The sequence below is a fragment of the Niastella sp. sgz303648 genome (assembly GCF_059587045.1).
In genome coordinates this window covers 395,887-415,640 of record NZ_JCAPSW010000008.1, presented here as the reverse complement: position 1 = coordinate 415,640, position 19,754 = coordinate 395,887, and the positions used below count along the sequence as shown (strand labels likewise).

The 19,754-nt window shown below is 42.7% G+C and carries 15 protein-coding genes; 5 read left to right on the top strand and 10 right to left on the bottom strand.

Going from position 1 to position 19,754, the window contains the following annotated elements; translation table 11 throughout:
- Positions 1–10 precede the first annotated feature (10 nt).
- Together bshB1 and AC59IL_RS24415 are read right to left on the bottom strand one after the other, a co-directional pair.
- Positions 11–748, bottom strand: a complete 738-nt coding sequence (bshB1, locus tag AC59IL_RS24420; protein WP_496554824.1) for a bacillithiol biosynthesis deacetylase BshB1 — start codon at positions 746–748, stop codon at positions 11–13.
- Positions 749–1,012: 264 nt separating this feature from the next.
- Positions 1,013–2,149, bottom strand: a complete 1,137-nt coding sequence (locus AC59IL_RS24415; protein WP_496554823.1) for a serine hydrolase domain-containing protein — start codon at positions 2,147–2,149, stop codon at positions 1,013–1,015.
- Between the two features lie 271 nt (positions 2,150–2,420).
- On the opposite strand from AC59IL_RS24415, the gene lpdA reads away from it, so the two are divergent.
- Positions 2,421–3,824, top strand: coding sequence for a dihydrolipoyl dehydrogenase (gene lpdA, locus AC59IL_RS24410; protein ID WP_496554822.1), 1,404 nt, complete (start codon positions 2,421–2,423; stop codon positions 3,822–3,824).
- A 113-nt stretch (positions 3,825–3,937) separates the two neighbouring features.
- Positions 3,938–4,873 (top strand): hypothetical protein, encoded by a 936-nt coding sequence (locus AC59IL_RS24405; RefSeq protein WP_496554821.1) that lies wholly within the window; start codon positions 3,938–3,940, stop codon positions 4,871–4,873.
- Positions 4,874–4,958: 85 nt separating this feature from the next.
- On the opposite strand, the gene AC59IL_RS24400 is transcribed toward AC59IL_RS24405, so the two are convergent.
- Positions 4,959–5,678 carry a DUF4197 domain-containing protein gene (locus AC59IL_RS24400; protein ID WP_496554820.1) on the bottom strand — a complete coding sequence of 240 codons (720 nt, stop codon included), beginning with the start codon at positions 5,676–5,678 and terminating at the stop codon, positions 4,959–4,961.
- 54 nt (positions 5,679–5,732) lie between these two features.
- Here AC59IL_RS24400 and AC59IL_RS24395 point away from each other — a divergent pair, with 54 nt between their 5' ends.
- Positions 5,733–6,863, top strand: coding sequence for an NAD(P)/FAD-dependent oxidoreductase (locus AC59IL_RS24395; protein WP_496554819.1), 1,131 nt, complete (start codon positions 5,733–5,735; stop codon positions 6,861–6,863).
- 80 nt (positions 6,864–6,943) lie between these two features.
- On the opposite strand, the gene AC59IL_RS24390 is transcribed toward AC59IL_RS24395, so the two are convergent.
- Positions 6,944–8,101 carry an MFS transporter gene (locus AC59IL_RS24390; RefSeq protein WP_496554818.1) on the bottom strand — a complete coding sequence of 386 codons (1,158 nt, stop codon included), beginning with the start codon at positions 8,099–8,101 and terminating at the stop codon, positions 6,944–6,946.
- A gap of 436 nt (positions 8,102–8,537) precedes the next feature.
- Here AC59IL_RS24390 and AC59IL_RS24385 point away from each other — a divergent pair, with 436 nt between their 5' ends.
- On the top strand, positions 8,538–10,724 hold the full coding sequence (locus AC59IL_RS24385; protein ID WP_496554817.1) for a sensor histidine kinase: 2,187 nt from the start codon (positions 8,538–8,540) through the stop codon (positions 10,722–10,724).
- A 157-nt stretch (positions 10,725–10,881) separates the two neighbouring features.
- Entirely contained in the window at positions 10,882–11,550 is a 669-nt protein-coding gene (locus AC59IL_RS24380) for an HAD family hydrolase (protein WP_496554816.1), read from the top strand.
- A 299-nt stretch (positions 11,551–11,849) separates the two neighbouring features.
- Here AC59IL_RS24380 and AC59IL_RS24375 read toward each other — a convergent pair whose 3' ends face one another.
- From AC59IL_RS24375 to AC59IL_RS24350, 6 genes are all read right to left on the bottom strand, one after another.
- Positions 11,850–13,046, bottom strand: a complete 1,197-nt coding sequence (locus AC59IL_RS24375) for an AGE family epimerase/isomerase (protein WP_496554815.1) — start codon at positions 13,044–13,046, stop codon at positions 11,850–11,852.
- Positions 13,047–13,052: 6 nt separating this feature from the next.
- The gene (locus AC59IL_RS24370; RefSeq protein WP_496554814.1) at positions 13,053–14,285 is read right to left on the bottom strand and encodes a glycoside hydrolase family 130 protein; all 1,233 of its coding nucleotides are present in this window, start codon (positions 14,283–14,285) and stop codon (positions 13,053–13,055) included.
- Positions 14,286–14,308: 23 nt separating this feature from the next.
- Positions 14,309–16,141 (bottom strand): sodium:solute symporter family protein, encoded by a 1,833-nt coding sequence (locus tag AC59IL_RS24365; protein WP_496554813.1) that lies wholly within the window; start codon positions 16,139–16,141, stop codon positions 14,309–14,311.
- A 163-nt stretch (positions 16,142–16,304) separates the two neighbouring features.
- The gene (locus AC59IL_RS24360; protein WP_496554812.1) at positions 16,305–17,273 is read right to left on the bottom strand and encodes a glycoside hydrolase family 5 protein; all 969 of its coding nucleotides are present in this window, start codon (positions 17,271–17,273) and stop codon (positions 16,305–16,307) included.
- Between the two features lie 183 nt (positions 17,274–17,456).
- A complete protein-coding gene (locus AC59IL_RS24355; protein ID WP_496554811.1) occupies positions 17,457–18,611 on the bottom strand; it encodes a glycoside hydrolase family 26 protein in 1,155 nt (384 codons plus the stop codon).
- A 44-nt stretch (positions 18,612–18,655) separates the two neighbouring features.
- On the bottom strand, positions 18,656–19,735 hold the full coding sequence (locus tag AC59IL_RS24350; protein WP_496554810.1) for an IPT/TIG domain-containing protein: 1,080 nt from the start codon (positions 19,733–19,735) through the stop codon (positions 18,656–18,658).
- Positions 19,736–19,754 lie beyond the last annotated feature (19 nt).

The window sequence follows — 19,754 nt, the reverse complement described above, 5'->3', positions numbered from 1 at the left end:
AACATATTCCTCACGTTTCAACCTGCAGCAACGCATCTAAATTACTGATGCCGATTTTCTTTTCACTGATAAACCCTTCGGCATACTTTACCCCGATCCGTTTGCCCATCATGCGCGCCCGGCCTATCAAACTATCTAAAAAATCGGGTGATGAAATATAGGTTTGCGGCCCATCACCACCGTTTACAGGATTATAAAACTGGGTGGTATATGCTTCAATGGCCTTCATTCGCTGTTCAAAAACATCGGTAATGTCAACAATCACATCAGGTTCATGATACCAGTCCTGCAGGTAATGCAGCACGTATTTTGGGCGCCAGCGTTGCTGCGGCTTTCCATTCAGGTCGTTTGTTTCAATTTTTGCAAGTCCGGCCAAAAAGCAGGCGGTTGAAATCAGGTGACCGGCACGCCCGTGGTCGGGGTGACGATCGTCGAGGGCATTGGCCAAAACAACTTCAGGTTGATAAGTCCTTATCGCCTGTATCAGCTGCAACTGATGTTCCTCGTCATTGCGAAAAAAGCCATCCCGCATTTTCAGGTTGGCGCGCAGGTGAATACCCATTATTTCAGCCGCTTTGGCTGCTTCGGCATATCGGGTTTCGATAGTGCCGCGGGTGCCCAGTTCGCCTTGTGTAAGGTCGAGAATACCGGCTTTTTTGCCTCGTTTTATTTCATTTAGCATAGTGCCGGAGCAGCCCAGTTCCACATCATCAGGATGAACGCCAATGGCCAGTAAATCCAGTTTCATAGTTTTAATTAAACCGCAAATGTATGAAAATCCTGAGCGCAGTCGAAGGATGTGTAACAGTTCCTGAGCGCAGTCGAAGGAAAATCATGGCAAAGCTTGTTGCGCAAAGTTCAGAACGCATCCCGATAGCTATCGGGAAGTGACACAACAAACGGCGATAGTAGTACCACAGCCAATAAATGCATCCCGATCCTTCGACTATGCAAGCATTCTTCGACTTCGCTCAGAATGCCGGGTCAGTCCCCTTCGACTACGCTCAGGGCCCTACAAACTCAACCCCCATTTTATCAGCGCATCTACCTCTGCCGGAGCCATATCGATGCGCTCCTGAGCTCTTTTTTTGCCAAGTCTTACCACTACTGTTTTTTTCGAAGGAATTACGATGATGTACTGGCCCAAAATACCGCGGGCATAAAAAATATCGGGCCGGCTGGGTATGAGCCACCACTGGTACCCATAATATTTGGTGGGTTCACCCGTTTCGTCGGGGATCATGCAGGGGTGTATTGATTTCAGGTAGTAATCGGTTGAAATAATTTCATTGCCTTTCCATCGGCCGCTGTCGAGCATCAGTTGACCCAGTCGCGCAAAATCGCGTGCATTTGAATTAAAACAGCAATAGGCTTTTTCGGTTCCGCCTATATCATCGGTGCTCCACAATGCAGCATGTTCGGCCCCCAGCGGCTGCCATAATTTTTCCGAAGCATAGGCGCTGAGCGATTTACCGGTTGCTTTTTTAAGAATCAGTGCCAGCAGTTCTGTATCTCCTGATTTATATCTATGCAAAGTGCCGGGCGGCCGAACTACCGACACCGCAACAGCAACTTTATTGGCATTATGGCCATAATACAATTCAGTTGTTGCCGAAAACGGGTTCGCATACGATTCGTCCCAGTTGGTGCCGCTGCTCATGGTAAGCAAATCAACAATGCGCACTTTTGCCTTCTGACCCTGCTTAAATTCATCCAGATAATTGCCAACCGGCTCTTCAACCGATTGAATCTTTCCTTCTTTTATGGCAGCGCCAATCAGCAAACCGGTTATGCTTTTGGCTATCGAAAACGAGCCCGATAAAGAAGAGTCGCTATAACCATCCCAATACTGCTCATAAACAATGCTATCGTTTTTAATGGCCAGCAGGGCAATGGTTTCCAGGTCTTCGAGCATTTTTTTCAACTCAGGCTTAAGGGGCGTTTTATTATAGCCGTTTGCCTCGCTCCAGGGTTGTGGAACACCGGTTACAACGGTGTTATTAGTAAATTTTTGATAGTCATCGATATTGGCAAAATTGTACCATACAGCCTCAAACAAATAAGTTTTGCCCGAAATGAAAGCATATGCGCTAAAAAGAACAACTATTAACAGAATAATGTAAATAAAGCCACGGATAAACTTTTTCATAATGGGGTTGTTAGATGAAGGTAGTAAATCGACCGTGTTCACCATCTAAAAGATACAGGTAATTAACAATTTCTGAAGCATGTGCAAAAAAAAGGCATATATAACACAATAAATATTACCAAAAAAGCGCGGAATGGAGTCATTCCCTTTTTTTTGCTCTTTTCTCATTTTCGAGTAGCTTCGCAGGTCTTTAGAAGGTAATAAGAAAGTCAGTAATACAATACTGCCGGAAGAATCAGAAAATCGTAAAATCTAAAATCGTAAATCGAAAATGGCATACGACGTAGTAGTACTCGGAAGCGGCCCCGGCGGATATGTGGCGGCTATCCGGGCTTCACAACTCGGTTTCAAGACCGCTGTTATTGAAAAAGAAAGTCTTGGAGGTATTTGTTTGAACTGGGGCTGTATTCCCACCAAAGCTTTATTAAAAAGCGCCCAGGTATTCGAATACATTAAGCATGCAAAAGATTATGGCATTGAAGCCAGCGGACAAGCCGACTTTGCAGCAGTAGTAAAACGCAGCCGCGGAGTAGCCGATAAAATGAGCAAAGGCGTTCAGTTTTTAATGAAGAAGAACAAGATCGATGTGATCATGGGTTTTGGAAAACTGAAAGCCAAAGGCCAAATTGAAGTAAAAAGCACCGATGGTAAAACTCAGATAGTAGAAGCTAAACATATCATTCTGGCAACCGGTGGCCGTAGCCGCGAATTGCCCAGCATGAAAATAGATGGCAAAAAAATAATCGGTTACCGCGAAGCGATGGTGTTGCCCGGGCAACCCAAAAGCATGATCGTTGTTGGTAGCGGAGCGATCGGCGTTGAGTTCGGCTATTTTTACAACGCCCTCGGCACCAAAGTAACCATCGTTGAATTTATGCCGCGCATAGTGCCGGTAGAAGATGAAGAAGTATCAAAAGAACTGGCTAAAAACTTCAAAAAGAACGGCATCGAAATCATGACCAGTGCAGAAGTTACCAGTGTTGATACCAGCGGCAACGGCGTAAAAGCAAAAGTTAAAACAGCAGATGGCGAAGTAACCCTCGAAGCCGATGTGTTATTAAGCGCTGTTGGTGTAGCTGCCAATGTTGAAGGCATTGGTCTCGAAGAAAACGGTGTAAAAACCGAAAAAGGTAAAATTGCAGTTGACAAATATTACAAAACCAATGTACCGGGTGTATACGCTATCGGTGACTGCGTTCCCGGTCAGGCCCTGGCGCACGTAGCTTCGAAAGAAGGTATTATTTGCGTTGAAGCCATTGCCTATGGTGAAAAGAAATTCAACCATCAGCCCGAACCGCTCGATTATGGCAACGTTCCGGGTTGTACCTATTGCTCACCCGAAATTGCTTCGGTTGGTTTAACCGAGCAACAGGCTAAAGATGCCGGTTACGAAATTAAAGTTGGTAAATTTCCGTTAACCGCTGCCGGTAAAGCATCTGCAGCCGGACATAACGAAGGTTTTGTAAAAGTAATCTTCGATGCCAAATACGGCGAATGGCTGGGCACTCACATGATCGGATATAACGTTACCGAAATGATTGCAGAAACAGTAGTTGCCCGCAAACTCGAAACTACTTATCACGAAGTGCTTGATAGTATTCACCCGCACCCCACTATGAGCGAAAATATAAAAGAAGCGATAGAAGTGGCCTACGGTGAGCCGATACATATTTAATATCGAATAACGAATGTTGAATGTCGAATGCTGAAGTATTTACTTCTGCATTCGACATTTTTTATTAATTTCCAATACTTCAACATTCTATATTAAATATTCTTTATTTATCAGTGAGTCATATTTCAAAACTGATCGAAGAAAGGACAGGATATGCCAACCTGTTAAATGATCTGAACGAAAAGCTGAGCGCATCGGAATTGAATAGCTTATTGCTTGAATTGTTCAGGATAAAGGCCAAAACAATTTCACCACCCGAACTATTAAAGCTGTTTGAAAAGAACAGGTTCACGGCCCCTTCAGGCGTTTCGGCCATTGATTTAAAAGAATATGAACTGCAATGCCTGAAATTAATGGAAGAAGCCGGGTTCAGCGTTGTTACCTTATCGCCATTAACCCCTTCGGGAACCTGCTCTGCCGTAGGTTTTGTTGATCAGAACAATGTTGTTTCGGCCACAAGAGGAACTGAAGTTGTTTCGGATGCTACCAATGTGTTTGCATTATTAATGGCACAGGAATTCAAACACAAAAAAACAACCGGCAATATAAAATATGCCACTGCCCACCGCCATGTAAGAAGCCAGGCTTTTTCGAACCCGGGCTTCACCGCTCATTTTAGTGTATTGTGTATGGCAACCGGCGGACGCGATACCGGCAGCTTTGCTTTTGAGCTGCAAAACCTGCCGGAACACATCAATATTCATATAAGCCTTTTATCGTCAGCGTTCAACAGTGATAAATTATCTATTAAGATCTATTTAAAAGATAGCAATGCCGCCTTCCGTCAAAAATTAGAAGCGCAGCTGCACAAACTGAATCAATCGATCAGCATACATATTGAACAACAAAAAGATCCCGGCGATTATTACCAGTTGGTTCAATTCAAATTTTTTCTCGAACACAATGGCATGGAGATCAATTTATCGGATGGCGGTTTCGTTGACTGGACACAAAAATTAATACCCAATAAAAAGCACCGCATGCTGATTAGTGCTGTGGGGATTGAGCTGGTTTATAAAATTAAGCATGGGCTTTTAAATATCGAATAATGAATGATAAATGTCGAATATCGAAGTAAAAACCAAACTTCGACATTTTTTATTTCTTCATTTCAACATCGACATTCAATATTCATTATTGCCCTTGCGCCAACCGGCTTCCAAACACTTTCTTCAACAGATCGGTTACCCGTGCAACAGGATCTTTGCGGATCTTTTGTTCTTCAAGACTTACCTGGTAAAAAATACCATCGATGGCTTTACCCGTTACAAAACCGCTCAAATCGGGGTTGATTTTATTGGTTGCAAAACGATTGTAATTCGTAAATACATCCGACCAGTATTTGGTAGCGCTTACTTTCTCGAGCGATTTTTCAATAACCGGTTTAAAAGCCGTTATCAATGCGCTGGTTGTTTTTGATTTCAGGTAATTGGTCGCCGCAAAATCACCGCCCTGCAAAATGCCGATGGCATCCTGTATGGTCATTGTTCTGATGGCATCGATAAAAATAGGTGAAGCAGATTTGGCGGCATCTTCTGCGGCACGGTTTACCGATAAAATAGCTTTATCAACCAAACTGCCCATGCCTACATCGCGCAAGGTTTTTTCAACTTTTTGCGCTTCGGGCGGCAACAATATTTTAATAGCTGCATTTTTGAAAAATCCGTCGAGGGCCGATAACTGGCTGGCCGAATTTTGAGCACCCACTTCAAGCGCCTGTTTTAACCCCGAGGCAATTTCGGTACTGGTTAACTGTCCGTTCGGGTCCTGCCCCAGCGTTTTAAGTATTTGTTGAGTACTTTCACAACCGGTTAATAGTAATACACAGGATAGTAATTGGATAATTTTTTTCATCATCAGTTGTTTACTTCTTAATTTATATTCGATTACAGTTGTAAAAATATAAAAATGCAAGTTTCTATCTGGGAAAAAGAAAGTTTTTATGCACCCAAAGATGTAATTATTGTGGGCAGCGGACTGGTAGGGTTATGGTGCGCCTGGTATCTTAAAAAGAAAAAGCCCAAATTATCAATAGCCATTGTTGACCGGGGTATTATTCCTACAGGCGCCAGTACGCGCAATGCCGGCTTTGCCTGCTTTGGCAGCGTTACCGAACTGGCAGAAGATATGGCAAAGTATGGCGAAGACAATATGTTACAACTGGTTGAAATGCGGTATAATGGGCTGCAGCGAATTCGTAAAGTGTTTAAAGATAAAGCCATTGATTTTGACCTGTGCGGCGGCTACGAGCTTTTCACTGAAAATGATAGCCATCAAAAAAAACAACTGCACGATGACATGCACCGGCTAAACAAATTGCTGCACAACATAACCGATAAAGAAAAAACATTCAAACAGGCCGATAAAAAAATACCTGAATTGGGTTTACACAGCGTAGCCCATTTAATTGAAAATAAACTCGAAGGATATCTGCATTCGGGCAAATTGTGCCAGGCATTGCTACAGGCCATACAGGGCATGGGAGTAACTGTTTTAAATGCCGTTGAAATTAGCGGCTTTGAAAAAAATAATGACCATATCGATCTGTATACCAATCAGCTTGTGAATGTGAGCACCAGCCGGCTGCTTATTTGCACCAATGCATTTGCCCGGCAATTGCTGCCCAACCTGAATATTATACCTGCCCGCGGACAGGTATTGGTAACAACGCCCATCGAAGGATTGAAATTAAAAGGCACTTTTCATTACGATGCGGGCTATTACTACTTCCGCAACCTGGGCAACCGCATACTGCTCGGCGGCGCACGCAACAAGGCTTTTGAAGAAGAAGCCACCACCGAAATGACGATCACCGAAAAAATACAAAACGAACTGGAGCAATTCCTCGCAAAATATATTCTGCCCGGTTATACCTACCAGATAACCGACCGGTGGAGCGGCATTATGGGTATGGGAAATGAAAAAATGCCCATCGTAAAAGAAGTGTCTCCACAGGTATTTTGTGCCGTTCGCATGAGCGGCATGGGGGTTGCCCTGGCTCCGGTAATTGGTGAGCAAATTGCTGATATGATGCTGTAAATAATATCCAATTTCGAATGTCGAATGTCCAATGACGAATGTCGAAATTTCAACATTCAAAATTCAACATTCGATATTCGTTATTTAAATTGTGTGCGTGTAGCAATGATCGTAGTGGTAAATCCCAATACCGCAATCAGCGCCAGCGACCATCGAAGGTTGGCAGCCTGCGCTATAAAACCGATCATTGGCGGACCGGCCAAAAAACCAAGATAGCCGATGGTAGATACGGCGGCCAGCGCCACGCCCGGTGAAAATATGGTTGATTTTCCGGCAGCGCCATATACCAGCGGCACTACCGACGATACGCCAATGCCCACCAGCATAAACCCTAATGTAGCCGTAACAAGATATGGCATTCCGATTGCCAGCGACAATCCGCAGACAATAACCAGTCCGCTTATTTGCAGCATACGTTGTGTACCAAGCCGGGTTATCAGTTTGTCGCCGATAAAACGTCCGCCTGCCATGGTACACATAAACGCCGTATATCCAACTGTCGTTAATCCTTTGGACACCTGAATTATTTTTTGAAAATAAACACCACTCCAGTCAAACATAGCTCCTTCGCAAACCATGCAGCACATGGCAATCAAACCCAGCTTCAACAAAGTAGCATCGGGTTTTGCAAACAAGGGCCTGTCTGAATCAGCATTGATATCCTGTATCAGGGTATTTCGGTATAACAAACCAACAAGCGTAAACGCAGTTAAGGTAATAATAACAAAATGCGTAAATGGTGAAAGATGAAAATTGATCATAATGGTGCCGACAGAAGCACCGGTAAAACCTGCGAGGCTCCATATTCCATGAAAGGAGGCCATGATGGAGCGGCCATACAAAACTTCAAGACTAACCGCCTGTGTGTTCACAGCGATATTTAACAGGTTGCCCACCAAACCAAAGGCAAATAAGGCAATAACCAGTTGCCAGGTAGCGTGCACCAAACCGATCGTACTCAATACCGAGGCATACAAAACGGCAGATAATAAAACCATTTTTCGGCTGCCGAAATGATGCACCAGCCAACCCGAAAAAGGCAACGAAACCATTAGTCCAACCGGCAGGGCAAGTAATACGCCGCCCAACCCGGCATCGCTTAACTTCAGATAAAGTTTAATATCGGGAATGCGGGAGGCCCAGCTGGCAAAACACAATCCGGCCATAAAAAAGAATGCACCAATCGATAACCGGGCTCTCCGTTTCGAAACAACAGGCTGCACCAAAGCTGTATTCATGCGTCAAAATTAGGGTAACTTATTAGTTCTCCCTGCTGAGCTCATTGGCCGGTTGTTGTATGATTTTACCCCCTTTTCCTCCTATTTATTGATCGCCGGCAATTTTTCCAAACCCGGGAAGTACCCGAATCAATTCATCATACCGGTAAAGCACCGTAATTATCAAAGAATTAGCCCCGGCCGGTAGTACTCCTGATTTTTTTATCAATTAAAATTGAACAATAGTTAAGATTTATAACCGTTAATGAAATCTGTTTAATATATTTTTTTAAATTTACATTGTTAGTTTCCGATACACATTTGGCTCAGTGACTTTCCAACCGGTCAATTAATCTCTCTGAATAGTAGCAAAAAATCCCTTCGTTAGGCCAGATATGTTTTCATGTTAATGCATGAAAGCGGAGTGTTCTTTTGACACAACTATATAAAATTATATATGCAAACATCTTCTGTTTCGCGTAGCAGTACCGGGCATTCTACAGATACCGAAAAATGGCATTCAGATATGATGGCTGTTTTAAGTAACGTAGTTGAAAACGCCGAAGGGTACATGTGGGTATTAGATAAAAGCTTTCGATACATTATCTGCAACATACATCTTCGTAATAAAATAAAAGAAATCACCGGAAATGATGTGGCGCCCGGCAGTGCCGTTGTTGATTGCGTCGGTATGCTCGATGCTTCGAAAAAAGTTGAGTGGGAAAAAATTTACGAAGCTGGTTTTAAAGGCATATCCCAAAAACTTACACAACAATTAAACATCAAACAAAAAACTGTTTTTTTCGAAATATCCGTTACCCCTGTTCGTGAACACAAAAAAGTAATTGCTCTTTCGTGCACAGTTAAGGATGTTACCGAAGAAATGGCCAATAAGCAAAAACTTCGCTCGGTTGAAAAACTGTTTCACACGTTTTCAGACCATGCAACAGATATGATTGTACTATTAAACGAACAGAGTACAATTATGTACAGCAGTCCCTCTTTTCAAAAAAACACCGGTTATGCCGAAGGCGATCAGTTGACCAGCGAAGCTTTTATAAGTGATTTATCAAAAGCATTAAAACATCCGGCCTGCTTTATTCCCTTTCCTGCCAGCTTCAATAAAAAAGACGGCACCATTATATGGACAGAAGGCATCATCATCAATCAACTGCATTTAAGCGATGTAAACGCCATTGTGTGCAGTTTCAGAGATATTACCGAACGCAAAAAGGCCGAAGAAGCATTGCTGCAAAGCGAATTAAAATTCAGATCGCTTATTGAAAACAGTACAGATATAATTACGATGGCCAATGCCGAAGGAAATATTTTTTACGGTTCTCCTTCTGCCAAAAAAATTCTCGGGTACGACGAAAGCGACTACATGGGCAGGCATGTATGCTCTTTTATTCACCCCGACAGCCTGCCTTCGATAGCCGAATTATTGCAAAATTTAACTGCCAATGCTTCAAAGCTATTTACTATAGATGTTAAGGTATTTGATAAAAGCGGAAAAGAACGGTGGGTGCAGGGACTGGCTTCCAACATGCTCGATGTACCCGGCATCAATGCCCTTGTTGGTAATTTCAGGGACATTAGCGAGCGCAAAAAAGCCGAAGAATTAATTAAAGAGTCGGAATACTTATATAAGAACCTGTTTTATAAAAGTCCGCTTCCTATTTGGGTTGCCGATGCCGCCACGCTGCAGTTTGTTGAAGTAAATGAAGCGGCTGTACAATTATATGGCTATAACCGGAAAGAGTTTATGAAAATGACGGCTTATGATTTGATGTCGCCCGAAGAAAAGCAGGAACTGCAACAATTATTACCCAAAGCCAGTCACACCAACCGGCCTTCTATATTAAGAAAACACGTTAAAAAGAATAAAGAAACCATTTTTGTTGAACTACTGGCCCACGCCATCAATTACAAAGGCAATAATGCCTGGCTGGTGCTGGCAAACGATATCACTGAAAAAATCGAGCTGCAAAACCAGCTTGTAGAAGAAAAGATCAGGCGGCAGCAGGAAATAGCCAAAGCCGTTATTGATGCACAGGAAAAAGAAAGAGAAACCCTGGGTCGCGAACTTCACGACAATATCAGCCAGGTGCTAACAACAGCACGATTATTTTTAATTTGCGCAAAAGACAATCCCAACATGCAGCTCGCCATGATACAGCGGAGCAGCGATACCATTAACAGCGCCATTGAAGAAATACGCCGGTTGTCAAAATCAATGATCGAAACTTTTCATAAGGAAGTGGGCCTTGAGCTATCGTTAAATGATTTGATCGCAAACATTACACTCGTTAAAAACTGCCCCATATCGCTGAAATTTTCAGTACCCGACGAACAGCAGTTGGATGACAAACTTAAAATGACCATTTTCCGCATTGTTCAGGAACAGTTAAACAACATCATAAAACATGCAGAAGCTACGGCAATAACCATTGCTGTTGTTCAACATAAAAACATGCTGCAGGTAAATATAGCCGACAATGGCAAGGGGTTCGATACTTCAATGAAACGAAATGGCATTGGTATCACCAATATTATAAGCCGCACAGAACTTTTCAACGGACGTGTTAAAATCGAGTCATCGCCCGGCAATGGTTGCCGAATGCAGGTTAATTTCAATATATGACCGGCGCCAGCGCCGTGAATGCAGTAGCGCTGCTCTTTTTTCTCTTTTTACTTCTTTATTCTCTTAGCTAAAATTCATGTGTTTGGTTGTTTTACACCGCAAAACAGGGCTGATACCTTATTTTTGCGGTGTTTTTTTTATTTAAATGCACATGAAAATGAATAAGGCTTTTTTATTTGATCTGAACGGTACCATGATCGACGATATGCAATTCCACGTAAAAGCATGGCATTATGTATTAAATGAAGAACTGGGAGCCGGATTAACCCGCGAACAGGTAAAAAGCCAGATGTATGGCAAAAACAGTGAACTGCTGGTACGGGTGTTTGGAAAAGACCGGTTTACTGCCGAAGAAATGGACCATTTATCTATTGAAAAAGAAAAAAGGTATCAGCAGGAATACCTGCCGCATTTAAAACTGATACCGGGCCTGCAGCAATTCCTTGAAAAAGCATACGACCTGAAAATACCGATGGCCATTGGGTCGGCCGCTATTATGTTCAATATCGATTTTGTATTAGACAACCTGAATATCAGGCATTTTTTTAGCGCTATTGTTAGCGCAGACGATGTTGCCATAAGCAAACCACATCCCGAAACTTATTTGAAAGCTGCAAAGCTATTAGGCGTTGATGCACCCGCCTGTATTGTATTTGAAGATGCGCCAAAAGGCGTTGAAGCCGCACAAAATGCCGGGATGCCCAGTGTGGTACTTACATTATTGCATGAAAAAGAGGAATTTGCACAGTACAACAATACAATTCAATTTATAAAAGATTATAACCATCTGTCGCCCGCCGATCTGTTACAATCCATTACAGTTTAATTAAACATCCGACTACAAGCGGCAGGTTTTCTTTATAATCAGATAAAGTATAACCATTATCAACAAAGAAATTGCATCAATAGTATTAGCTGTTTTCCTTTATTAATTGTATTTTTGACATATTATTATTCCAACCTGACTTCAATAACTAATTTTCATAATTTATTTATCTTTTTTATGCATTGAGGGCATAAATAAAACAGGATGAGAGGGTTCTCCCTCTTTCCTTTTTTTATTGCCTGCATAAAAAAAGGGTGAGCCTTTCGACTCAACCCTTTCCAACTGCTAAACTGTAGTCGCTAAGTATTCAAATAAAAAATCCTCCTTAGAATTTCAATACAGGCCCGGCCATTATGGTATGGACATTTCCAAAGGCCTGCTTTATCCCGGTTTTGCATAAGGGAATGATCTTCATTCACCCCCCAAAACCATTCTCCGTTTTTATTATCATGGATGTATTGCTTTATAAAAGCCCAGTTATTAAACACATACTGAAGGTACCGGTTGTCATTACTGATTTGCCAGGCATTATAAAAACCTACCAATGCTTCGGCCTGCGGCCACCAGTGCTTTTCTTTGACCAGGTGCTGATGCGATGGCTCATATTCATACCATAGGCCTCCGTCGGCATCAAGCCCCCGGGTGGCGGCATCGGCCATTAAAAGAGCATTGGTTTTCATTGTTGAAATCAGCTCTTTATCTTGTATAACCTCAGCGGCCTCCAGTAATAACCAGCTGGCTTCAATATCATGTCCGTATGAAACCGTGTCTGATTTAACCGTCCAGTTGTCATCAAAAAACAAATTCAAATGACCGGTTTGTTTATTGATGATGTATTTATCAAAATCATTTAGCAATAAGGTTATCATATGCGCCAGCTCAGGGTTGGGCCATATGCCATACAAACTGGTATAAGCTTCCAGAATATGAAGGTGCGTATTCATGGTTTTCTTTTCATTGGCATCTTTTTTACTGAGCCGTAAATCGGCCAATGGTGTCCAGTCTCTGGCAAATGCTTCAAGGTATCCACCCTTTTCTTTGTCGAAACTGTATTGCTGAATAAGCGTATACAGTTCTGTAGCGAGTTTCTTTGCCGTTTCCTGTTGCACGGCACGGTAGTATTCGCTGCAGGCATATATCACAAAGGAAAGGGCATATATCTGCTTTTTTGTATCAGCCGCTTCACCGCTGCTGGTCACACTCCAGAAAACACCGCCGTATTCCTTATCGATGAAATGGTTTTGTATGTATTCAAAAGCCCGGGTGGCAATAGCTGCATACTGCGGTTCTTTTGTACAATTAAAAGCGGCAGAAAACGTCCACAAAATGCGGGCGTTCAACACAGATCCTTTGTCAGCCCCGGCATAGCAGATATTGCTGTTATCGATCTTACCACAGAAACCGCCTTTCACTTCATCAACGGTGTATTGCATCCAGTATTGAAGTATATCGCGCAGTTCCTGTTGCATTTCCTGTTTGAAAAGCTGCAGGTTCATGAAATATTATAAAACCTTTTTTGATTTCGGTTTTGCATAGGAAGCTGTTGTTATTTTACCTTCCCGCTGCAGTGTTTTATTGTTATCAATAATTTTATACAGTGTATTTACCGATGCGGCCGAAGTAAATCCGTCGGCCGGCGTATGCATAACATAATCTGTCAACTGGTCAATGGTTGACTCGGCCACATGCATGCGGGTATCGGATGAAGCGTAGTAAATTAATACCCGTTCGTTATCATCAACCACCCAGCCATTTCCGAATACAACATTCGACACATCACCTACCCTTTCTTCACCTTCCGGAGCAATAAAATAACCGCCGGGTTTGTAAATTATTTTTGTGAGATCGTTCAAATCGGTCATAAACATATATAACACATACCGCAAACCAGCTGCGGTGTTGCGCACGCCGTGAGCGAGGTGCAACCAGCCGTATTTTGTTTTTATAGGCTGGGGCCCTAAACCGTTCTTTGATTCAGATATGGTATGATAAACTCTTTTGTCAACAATAACTTCTTTATGAATAACGGCATTTTCCATACCGGCACTTAAACCAAAACCAATGCCTCCGCCTGAGCCTGCCTCAATAAAACCATCCTGCGGCCGGGTATAAAAAGCATATTGTCCATCTACAAATACGGGATGCAGCACCACATTTCGCTGTTGCGGCGATGGCGTTTTCAGATCGGCCAGGCGCTCCCATTTTTTTAAATCTTTTGTGCGTGCGATGCCACATTGTGCAACGGCCGACGACTGATCAGCATCCGATGCTTTGGGATCGCGGCGCTCTGTACAAAACAATCCGTAAATCCATCCATCTTCATGTTGCACAACCCGCATATCGTATATATTGGTGTCTTCCACTTCGGTTTGAGGCATCAAAACCGGGTAATCCCAAAACCTGAAATGATCAACGCCATTTTCGCTTTCTGCTACTGCAAAAAAAGATTTACGGTCTATACCTTCTACCCGCGCAATCAGGTAGTATTTTCCATTGAGCTTTATAGCCCCTGCATTCAGCACGGAGTTGATACCAAACCTTTCCATTAAATACGGATTGGTATCGGCATTCAGATCATAGCGCCATAACAGGGGTGCATGGCCTGCAGTTAATACAGGGTTTTTATAACGGCAATATATACCGTTATTTTCTTCAACTTTTTCATTGGTAAGGTTAATTAATTCGTCATGTGTTTTTTCAAGCATTTCCAGCCGCTTCAAAAAATTCTTATCCATTATTTTCAATTTTTGTAGACTATTTAGTTTTCCAACTTGTTCCACCATGTTCGTTTCAATATCAATGCAATTATCACCAGAATACCAACTGTTATCAGCAAAGGAAGCTTCATCCATAATACAACATACATAGGTAAAATGGTTAAACAACACTGACCAATGATGCCTAACACCACATTGAACATATCTGTTTTGAACCGGTCATTTGGTTTAAACGCCGGATCTTCGGCCATAACCTTAAGCTGTATAGGTTTCCAGAAACCCCATGGTTTTACTGTTTTATAAAATTGCTTTAATACGGCTTCTTCCGTTGGAGGGGCTAACCAGGTACCAATAAAACAACCGCTTAATGAAATCAAAAACAACAATGGCCAGCTGTATAAGGGTAACGTATTTTTAAAAATGTATGGAAAAACAAGGGCGGCTATAATACCACTGGCCATACCCCAGAAAAATCCGTTCGCATTAAATCGCCACCAATACCACTTCAACATATTCGCTGCAATATAACCACCGTATAAGGCGCCAACGATCCATTGCAAAACAGAATTTACATCTTTGGCAAAAAAACCAAGCCCTACACCAATAACCACAACTACAATACCAACCAGGTAATTAGCCGTAATTACTTTTTTTGTGCCGGCATTGGGATTTATATATTTCAGATAAATATCATTTACTATATAGGCCTGTGCGGCATTAAGGGTACCCGAAAATGTTCCCATAAAAGCGCCCAGCAAACCCGTTAGCACCAATCCCAGAATGCCAACCGGTAAAAAGTTATTGATAGCGCCTGGTAGTATCTTTTCAAAATCAGTACCCCTGGCAGTATGTAAATCGAGTTGGTTATAATATAACAAGGCCAGTACGGTAAGACCAATGATCATCGCATAACGCACCGGCAACAAAATAATGGATACGAATCCCGACATTTTACTGGCTTCCTTCGGGGAACGGGTCGACAAAACCTTTTGCATGTCGTAGTTGGGCGCAGGGCCTGCAAGACTTGCAAATATACCTTTGAACAGCATCATCATAAAGAAAAAGCCAAACAACCCAAATCCGTCTTCTGCAATCTTTTTATTAGCGTCGGGTATAATCTTACTCCAGTCGAGGTTCAGGCGCCAGTTAAAGAAGGGATTAGCCCAACCCTGCGGAACATGCAACGGAGTACCGTCGCCATGTAAACGAATCATAGCAATAATTGCAATAGCAATACAGGCCACGGTCATGATTACGTATTTGATCACATCACCCAGCACAATGCTATGCATACCTCCTAAAATAGAATAGAACATGGCAAACAGCGTGAATATTATTCCATATAAATGAGGTACGTATTCAGGCGTCACAGCAAATGGTACGTACTCTTTTACCATATCCCACGGAACAAATATTTCAATGAACTTTCCCAATCCAACAAACCCATAGGCCAAAAAGCCAAAACAGCTCAGCAAAGCAAAAGCCACTACTACATTATGCGAGCTTTTTACACTTTTTCCCGTTGAACCAAATCGCGTTACCAGCCATTCGGCGCCGGTGCTTGCATTTGAGCGGCGCACCCATTTCGACAGGAACATCATCATAAACACCTGGTTAAATACAGGCCATAACCAGGGGATCCAGATCGATTTCATGCCATATACAAAACACAAAGCCACCATCCACATAGTGCCGCTTATATCGAACATATCGCTGGCATCGCTTAAACCCAGCATATACCATGGCAGCGATTTACCACCTAACAGATAGCTTTCCTTGTTTTTCCTTGCCCTTTTACGTAACGTCCAGCCTATCGCTACCATGGTAGCCAGGTATAACAACACAATGCCTGCGTCTAATAATGTTAACTTCATTGGTGAATGGTCAATGGTGAATAGTCAATGAGAAACCTCATTTTCCTGTTCACCGGTTAAATCATCAGGCGTAAAACGTGAAATAGTAAACGTCAAACGGTTTTTATTCACCATTGACCATTGACCATTCACGACTTGCCACTTACTATTTACTACTCGCTTCTTATAACAAATTATACACTGTATTAAAGTAACTGCTCTTACTAAAGCTGGTAGCGGTTGGGTTCGATACCCATGCAGGAGTAACCATGTTCATACTGCCACCATCACCATTCCAGCACCATCCAAGCACCGTAAAGCCTTTTGATTTGGCATAATTCACCAGGCCCAGCCAGTCGGCGCTGCCCGATGTGCCATTGCCAAATTCACCCACAATACATCCTTTTCCTGCCGTAGCCAGTTCATCCAGATCGGCCGTTGCCAGCCACCTGTTTCGTCCCTGGTTCCATGAACCGGGATAAATATGTGTTGAAAGAACTATGTTGCCATCGGCAATACGGGTTCCATTGGTTCCCCTTACTGCATCCGCGGCGGTGCGTGTTTCCTGCCCCCAGCCGGGAATATCAATGATAATGGTACCGCTGTACACCTGACGTACGATACTAATGGCGGTATTATACGCACCGGCAAACAAATTTGAACTGATGTTATGGCTGCCCCATTCGTTCATGAGGTTAACCGTAAACGAACCGGATGCTGCCAGGTTACTATAATTGCTCCTCCACCAGTTAGCCGCGGCCGTTAGCTCGCTACCATTATCACTGCCCAGCACCGAAGCCTTGTGATAGGTGCAAATAACATTGTACCCATTGCTTTTTGCCTGCGAAATCCACGACTTAACAGTTGTAATACTAACCGTAGGTTCAATTTCAATACGCACTGTTTTAATTTTAGTGTTCGCTTTCATCAGGCTCCATCCAAAGTTTACGTTGCCACTGTTGTAATACGATGGCTGCAGGTTTACACCATTTCCCCAGCCATTTGTTAATTCAGTTGTTACCTGCCGTGAACCTGTTGGCTCATCAGCTTTTTCGTTGATACTTTTTTTACAGCCGGATGCAAACTGAACAGCCGGCAAAAGGATAAGCATGGCCCTTACCCAGGCCATTAATGGATAGGTTTGTTTTTTCATATGCAAGTTTTAAAGTGAAAAAATCACGCTTAAAACCCGTCAGTAACCACCCCACAGGTCATCAGGGGTTAATCGTTATATATGAAGTTTTATAAAAGGTTAGGGTACGGATCGTATTTTTTACATCTGACAGGTTTATGGAATAGATGGTCTGATTGTTTAAACAATCAAGCAATCGCAGAGCTACTCGTTGTACAACTTTTCTTTTTCTACATCTTTTTCAAAAAGGGTATTGGATTGCTGATAAAATTTTATAAAATCGGGGGCTGAACCATGGCCTGTATAGGGAGCATAGTAATGCATTTTTTTCATCCATTCATTATATCCATGGTTACGCCAAACCAATACATAGGAAATTTTATGTTGCCCTATTGCTTTCAACAAAGTTTCTGTCCACCATTCCCCATAGGGAATTGTTTCATATCCTGTTTCGGCCAGCGCACATAATTTGTTATTCGCGGCAGCTACTTCTTCGATGATGCCTAATAAAGAACCGGTGTTTTTTACAAACCAGTCGCTTTTTAAGGGGTCGTCATATTGGTACGCATCAAAACTAACCATATCGGCAGCATCATCACCTGAATAACGCTCCAGAAATTCTTCTTTGGTTTTAAAATCACCCGCTGTGTTATATACATACAACAGGTTGTGTACTTTCTTTTCTTCGCTCAGGTAATATTTCGTATAGCGCCATAATATTTTGTATTGCTCCGGCGTGCACGCATTTTTTCCCCACCAGAACCAGTTGCCTGTTAATTCATGAAATGGTCTGAACAATACAGGTATTGTTTCGCCTTTACTTCCTTTCAGAGATAATAAGAACCTGGCCACTTCATCGAGCCATGATTTATATAACTCATGGTTACTTCCGCCGGGTAAAATAGTTGCTACTGTTCCGTGCGTAGTATCCCAGGCGCCTTTTTCGGCACCCAGCGGACTACGGGTATGCCAGCTGATAGCAATCACGCCGCCCCGTTCGTAGCCTTCTTTAATGAATTGCCGCATTTTCTTAAAAGGTACGCCATCAAGATTCTTATCCTGCCCCGCTTCCAAACCGCCTAACTCCCATCCGTAAACGGCCGGATAATCACCCGTAACGTCCTTCACGTCGCTGCGACCGCTTTCGTATTTCCAGTTAACACCATAGGCCAGATCGTCCTGGTGGCCGAACATAAAACCCTTCTGTGATAACTTTTTCAAATTATTATACAGGTTAATGGTTTCAACAGTAGCATTTTTATCGGCCGGCAATTCTTTCGCCGGAGGCTGAGCCGGGGAGCAGTTGGCCCCCAACAGACCCGCCACCAGCAAAAAAAAGTTTATCTTAATTAAATTCATGATTATCATTCGTCTTAAAAACTACGCCTTTATTGTATCTGTACTTACTTAACCAGCAACACATCGTCGAAATAAAATGTTTCATCCTGTGCATCGGGGCCTTTAATTCTGAAACCAAGCTGATTAAACGGTGTACCTGTAGCCCACAGATTCAGTGTCGACAAAGGAACTTTAAAATACGTCCATACATTGGCAGGAACGTCAATTCTGTTTGATTCGAGATAATTTCCATATCCGCCGGTGATTTTATCCGACATGATATACAACGAATAATCTCTTGAAGCACCTTTTACCCAACAAGTGAGGTATGTGTAAGAAGCATCATAAGCACAACCAGGCCACCAGTTGGCAAAGCCAATCAGGTGCCAGTTACCCTTTTGATATTTCTTCCCTACCGATGCGGTACCTGTTTTAAATTCTGTGGTTGAAATGACAGCTGCATCACCCCACGAACCATCGCCAAAACCGTTGCTATAAGCATCTGTAAAGATCTGGTAAGCCTGAGCGAGGTTTACAAATTCCTGCGTTGTAGTAATAGCTCCGGTTACATTGGTAATATCCAGAGCAGCTCTTGCAACAGAAGTTGTTGGCATTTTGATCACCAGCTGCTTTTTTGATTTTGATATAATGGTAGCTGCATCGGTGCTGCCGTGCAATACCACTTTGCTAACTGTTTCAAGATTATTACCTGTTAAAGTAAGTTGCGTGCCTGCCACGAAATCATAGTTCGACACAGTTGTAACACTCGGAAAAGCCAGACCGTTAAATGCAACAGATAAAGTTTTTCCGTCGCTGTTTGTGAAAATAATATTCTGCGGACCACCCGATACTGTATCAGGCACTCTGAAAACAATAGCAGTTGATGTATTAAGCGTTGTGTAAAATGAAGCAGGAACACTGTCTTTATCAAATACTATTTTTCGAATCTGCCCCAGTCCGCTTCCTTTAAGGGTGAGCACAGTTCCACCGGCAGCACTTGAAGGATACAATGAATCGGCAACCAGATTGCCGGCTTTTATATCAGGACTGCCGTCGCCATCTTTTTGGCACGAATACAACGTAACAGCCAAAGCGGATATACAAAATGCAAGCAGAAGTATTTTATTATTGAATATCGTTTTCATATCGACAATCGTGTTTAAA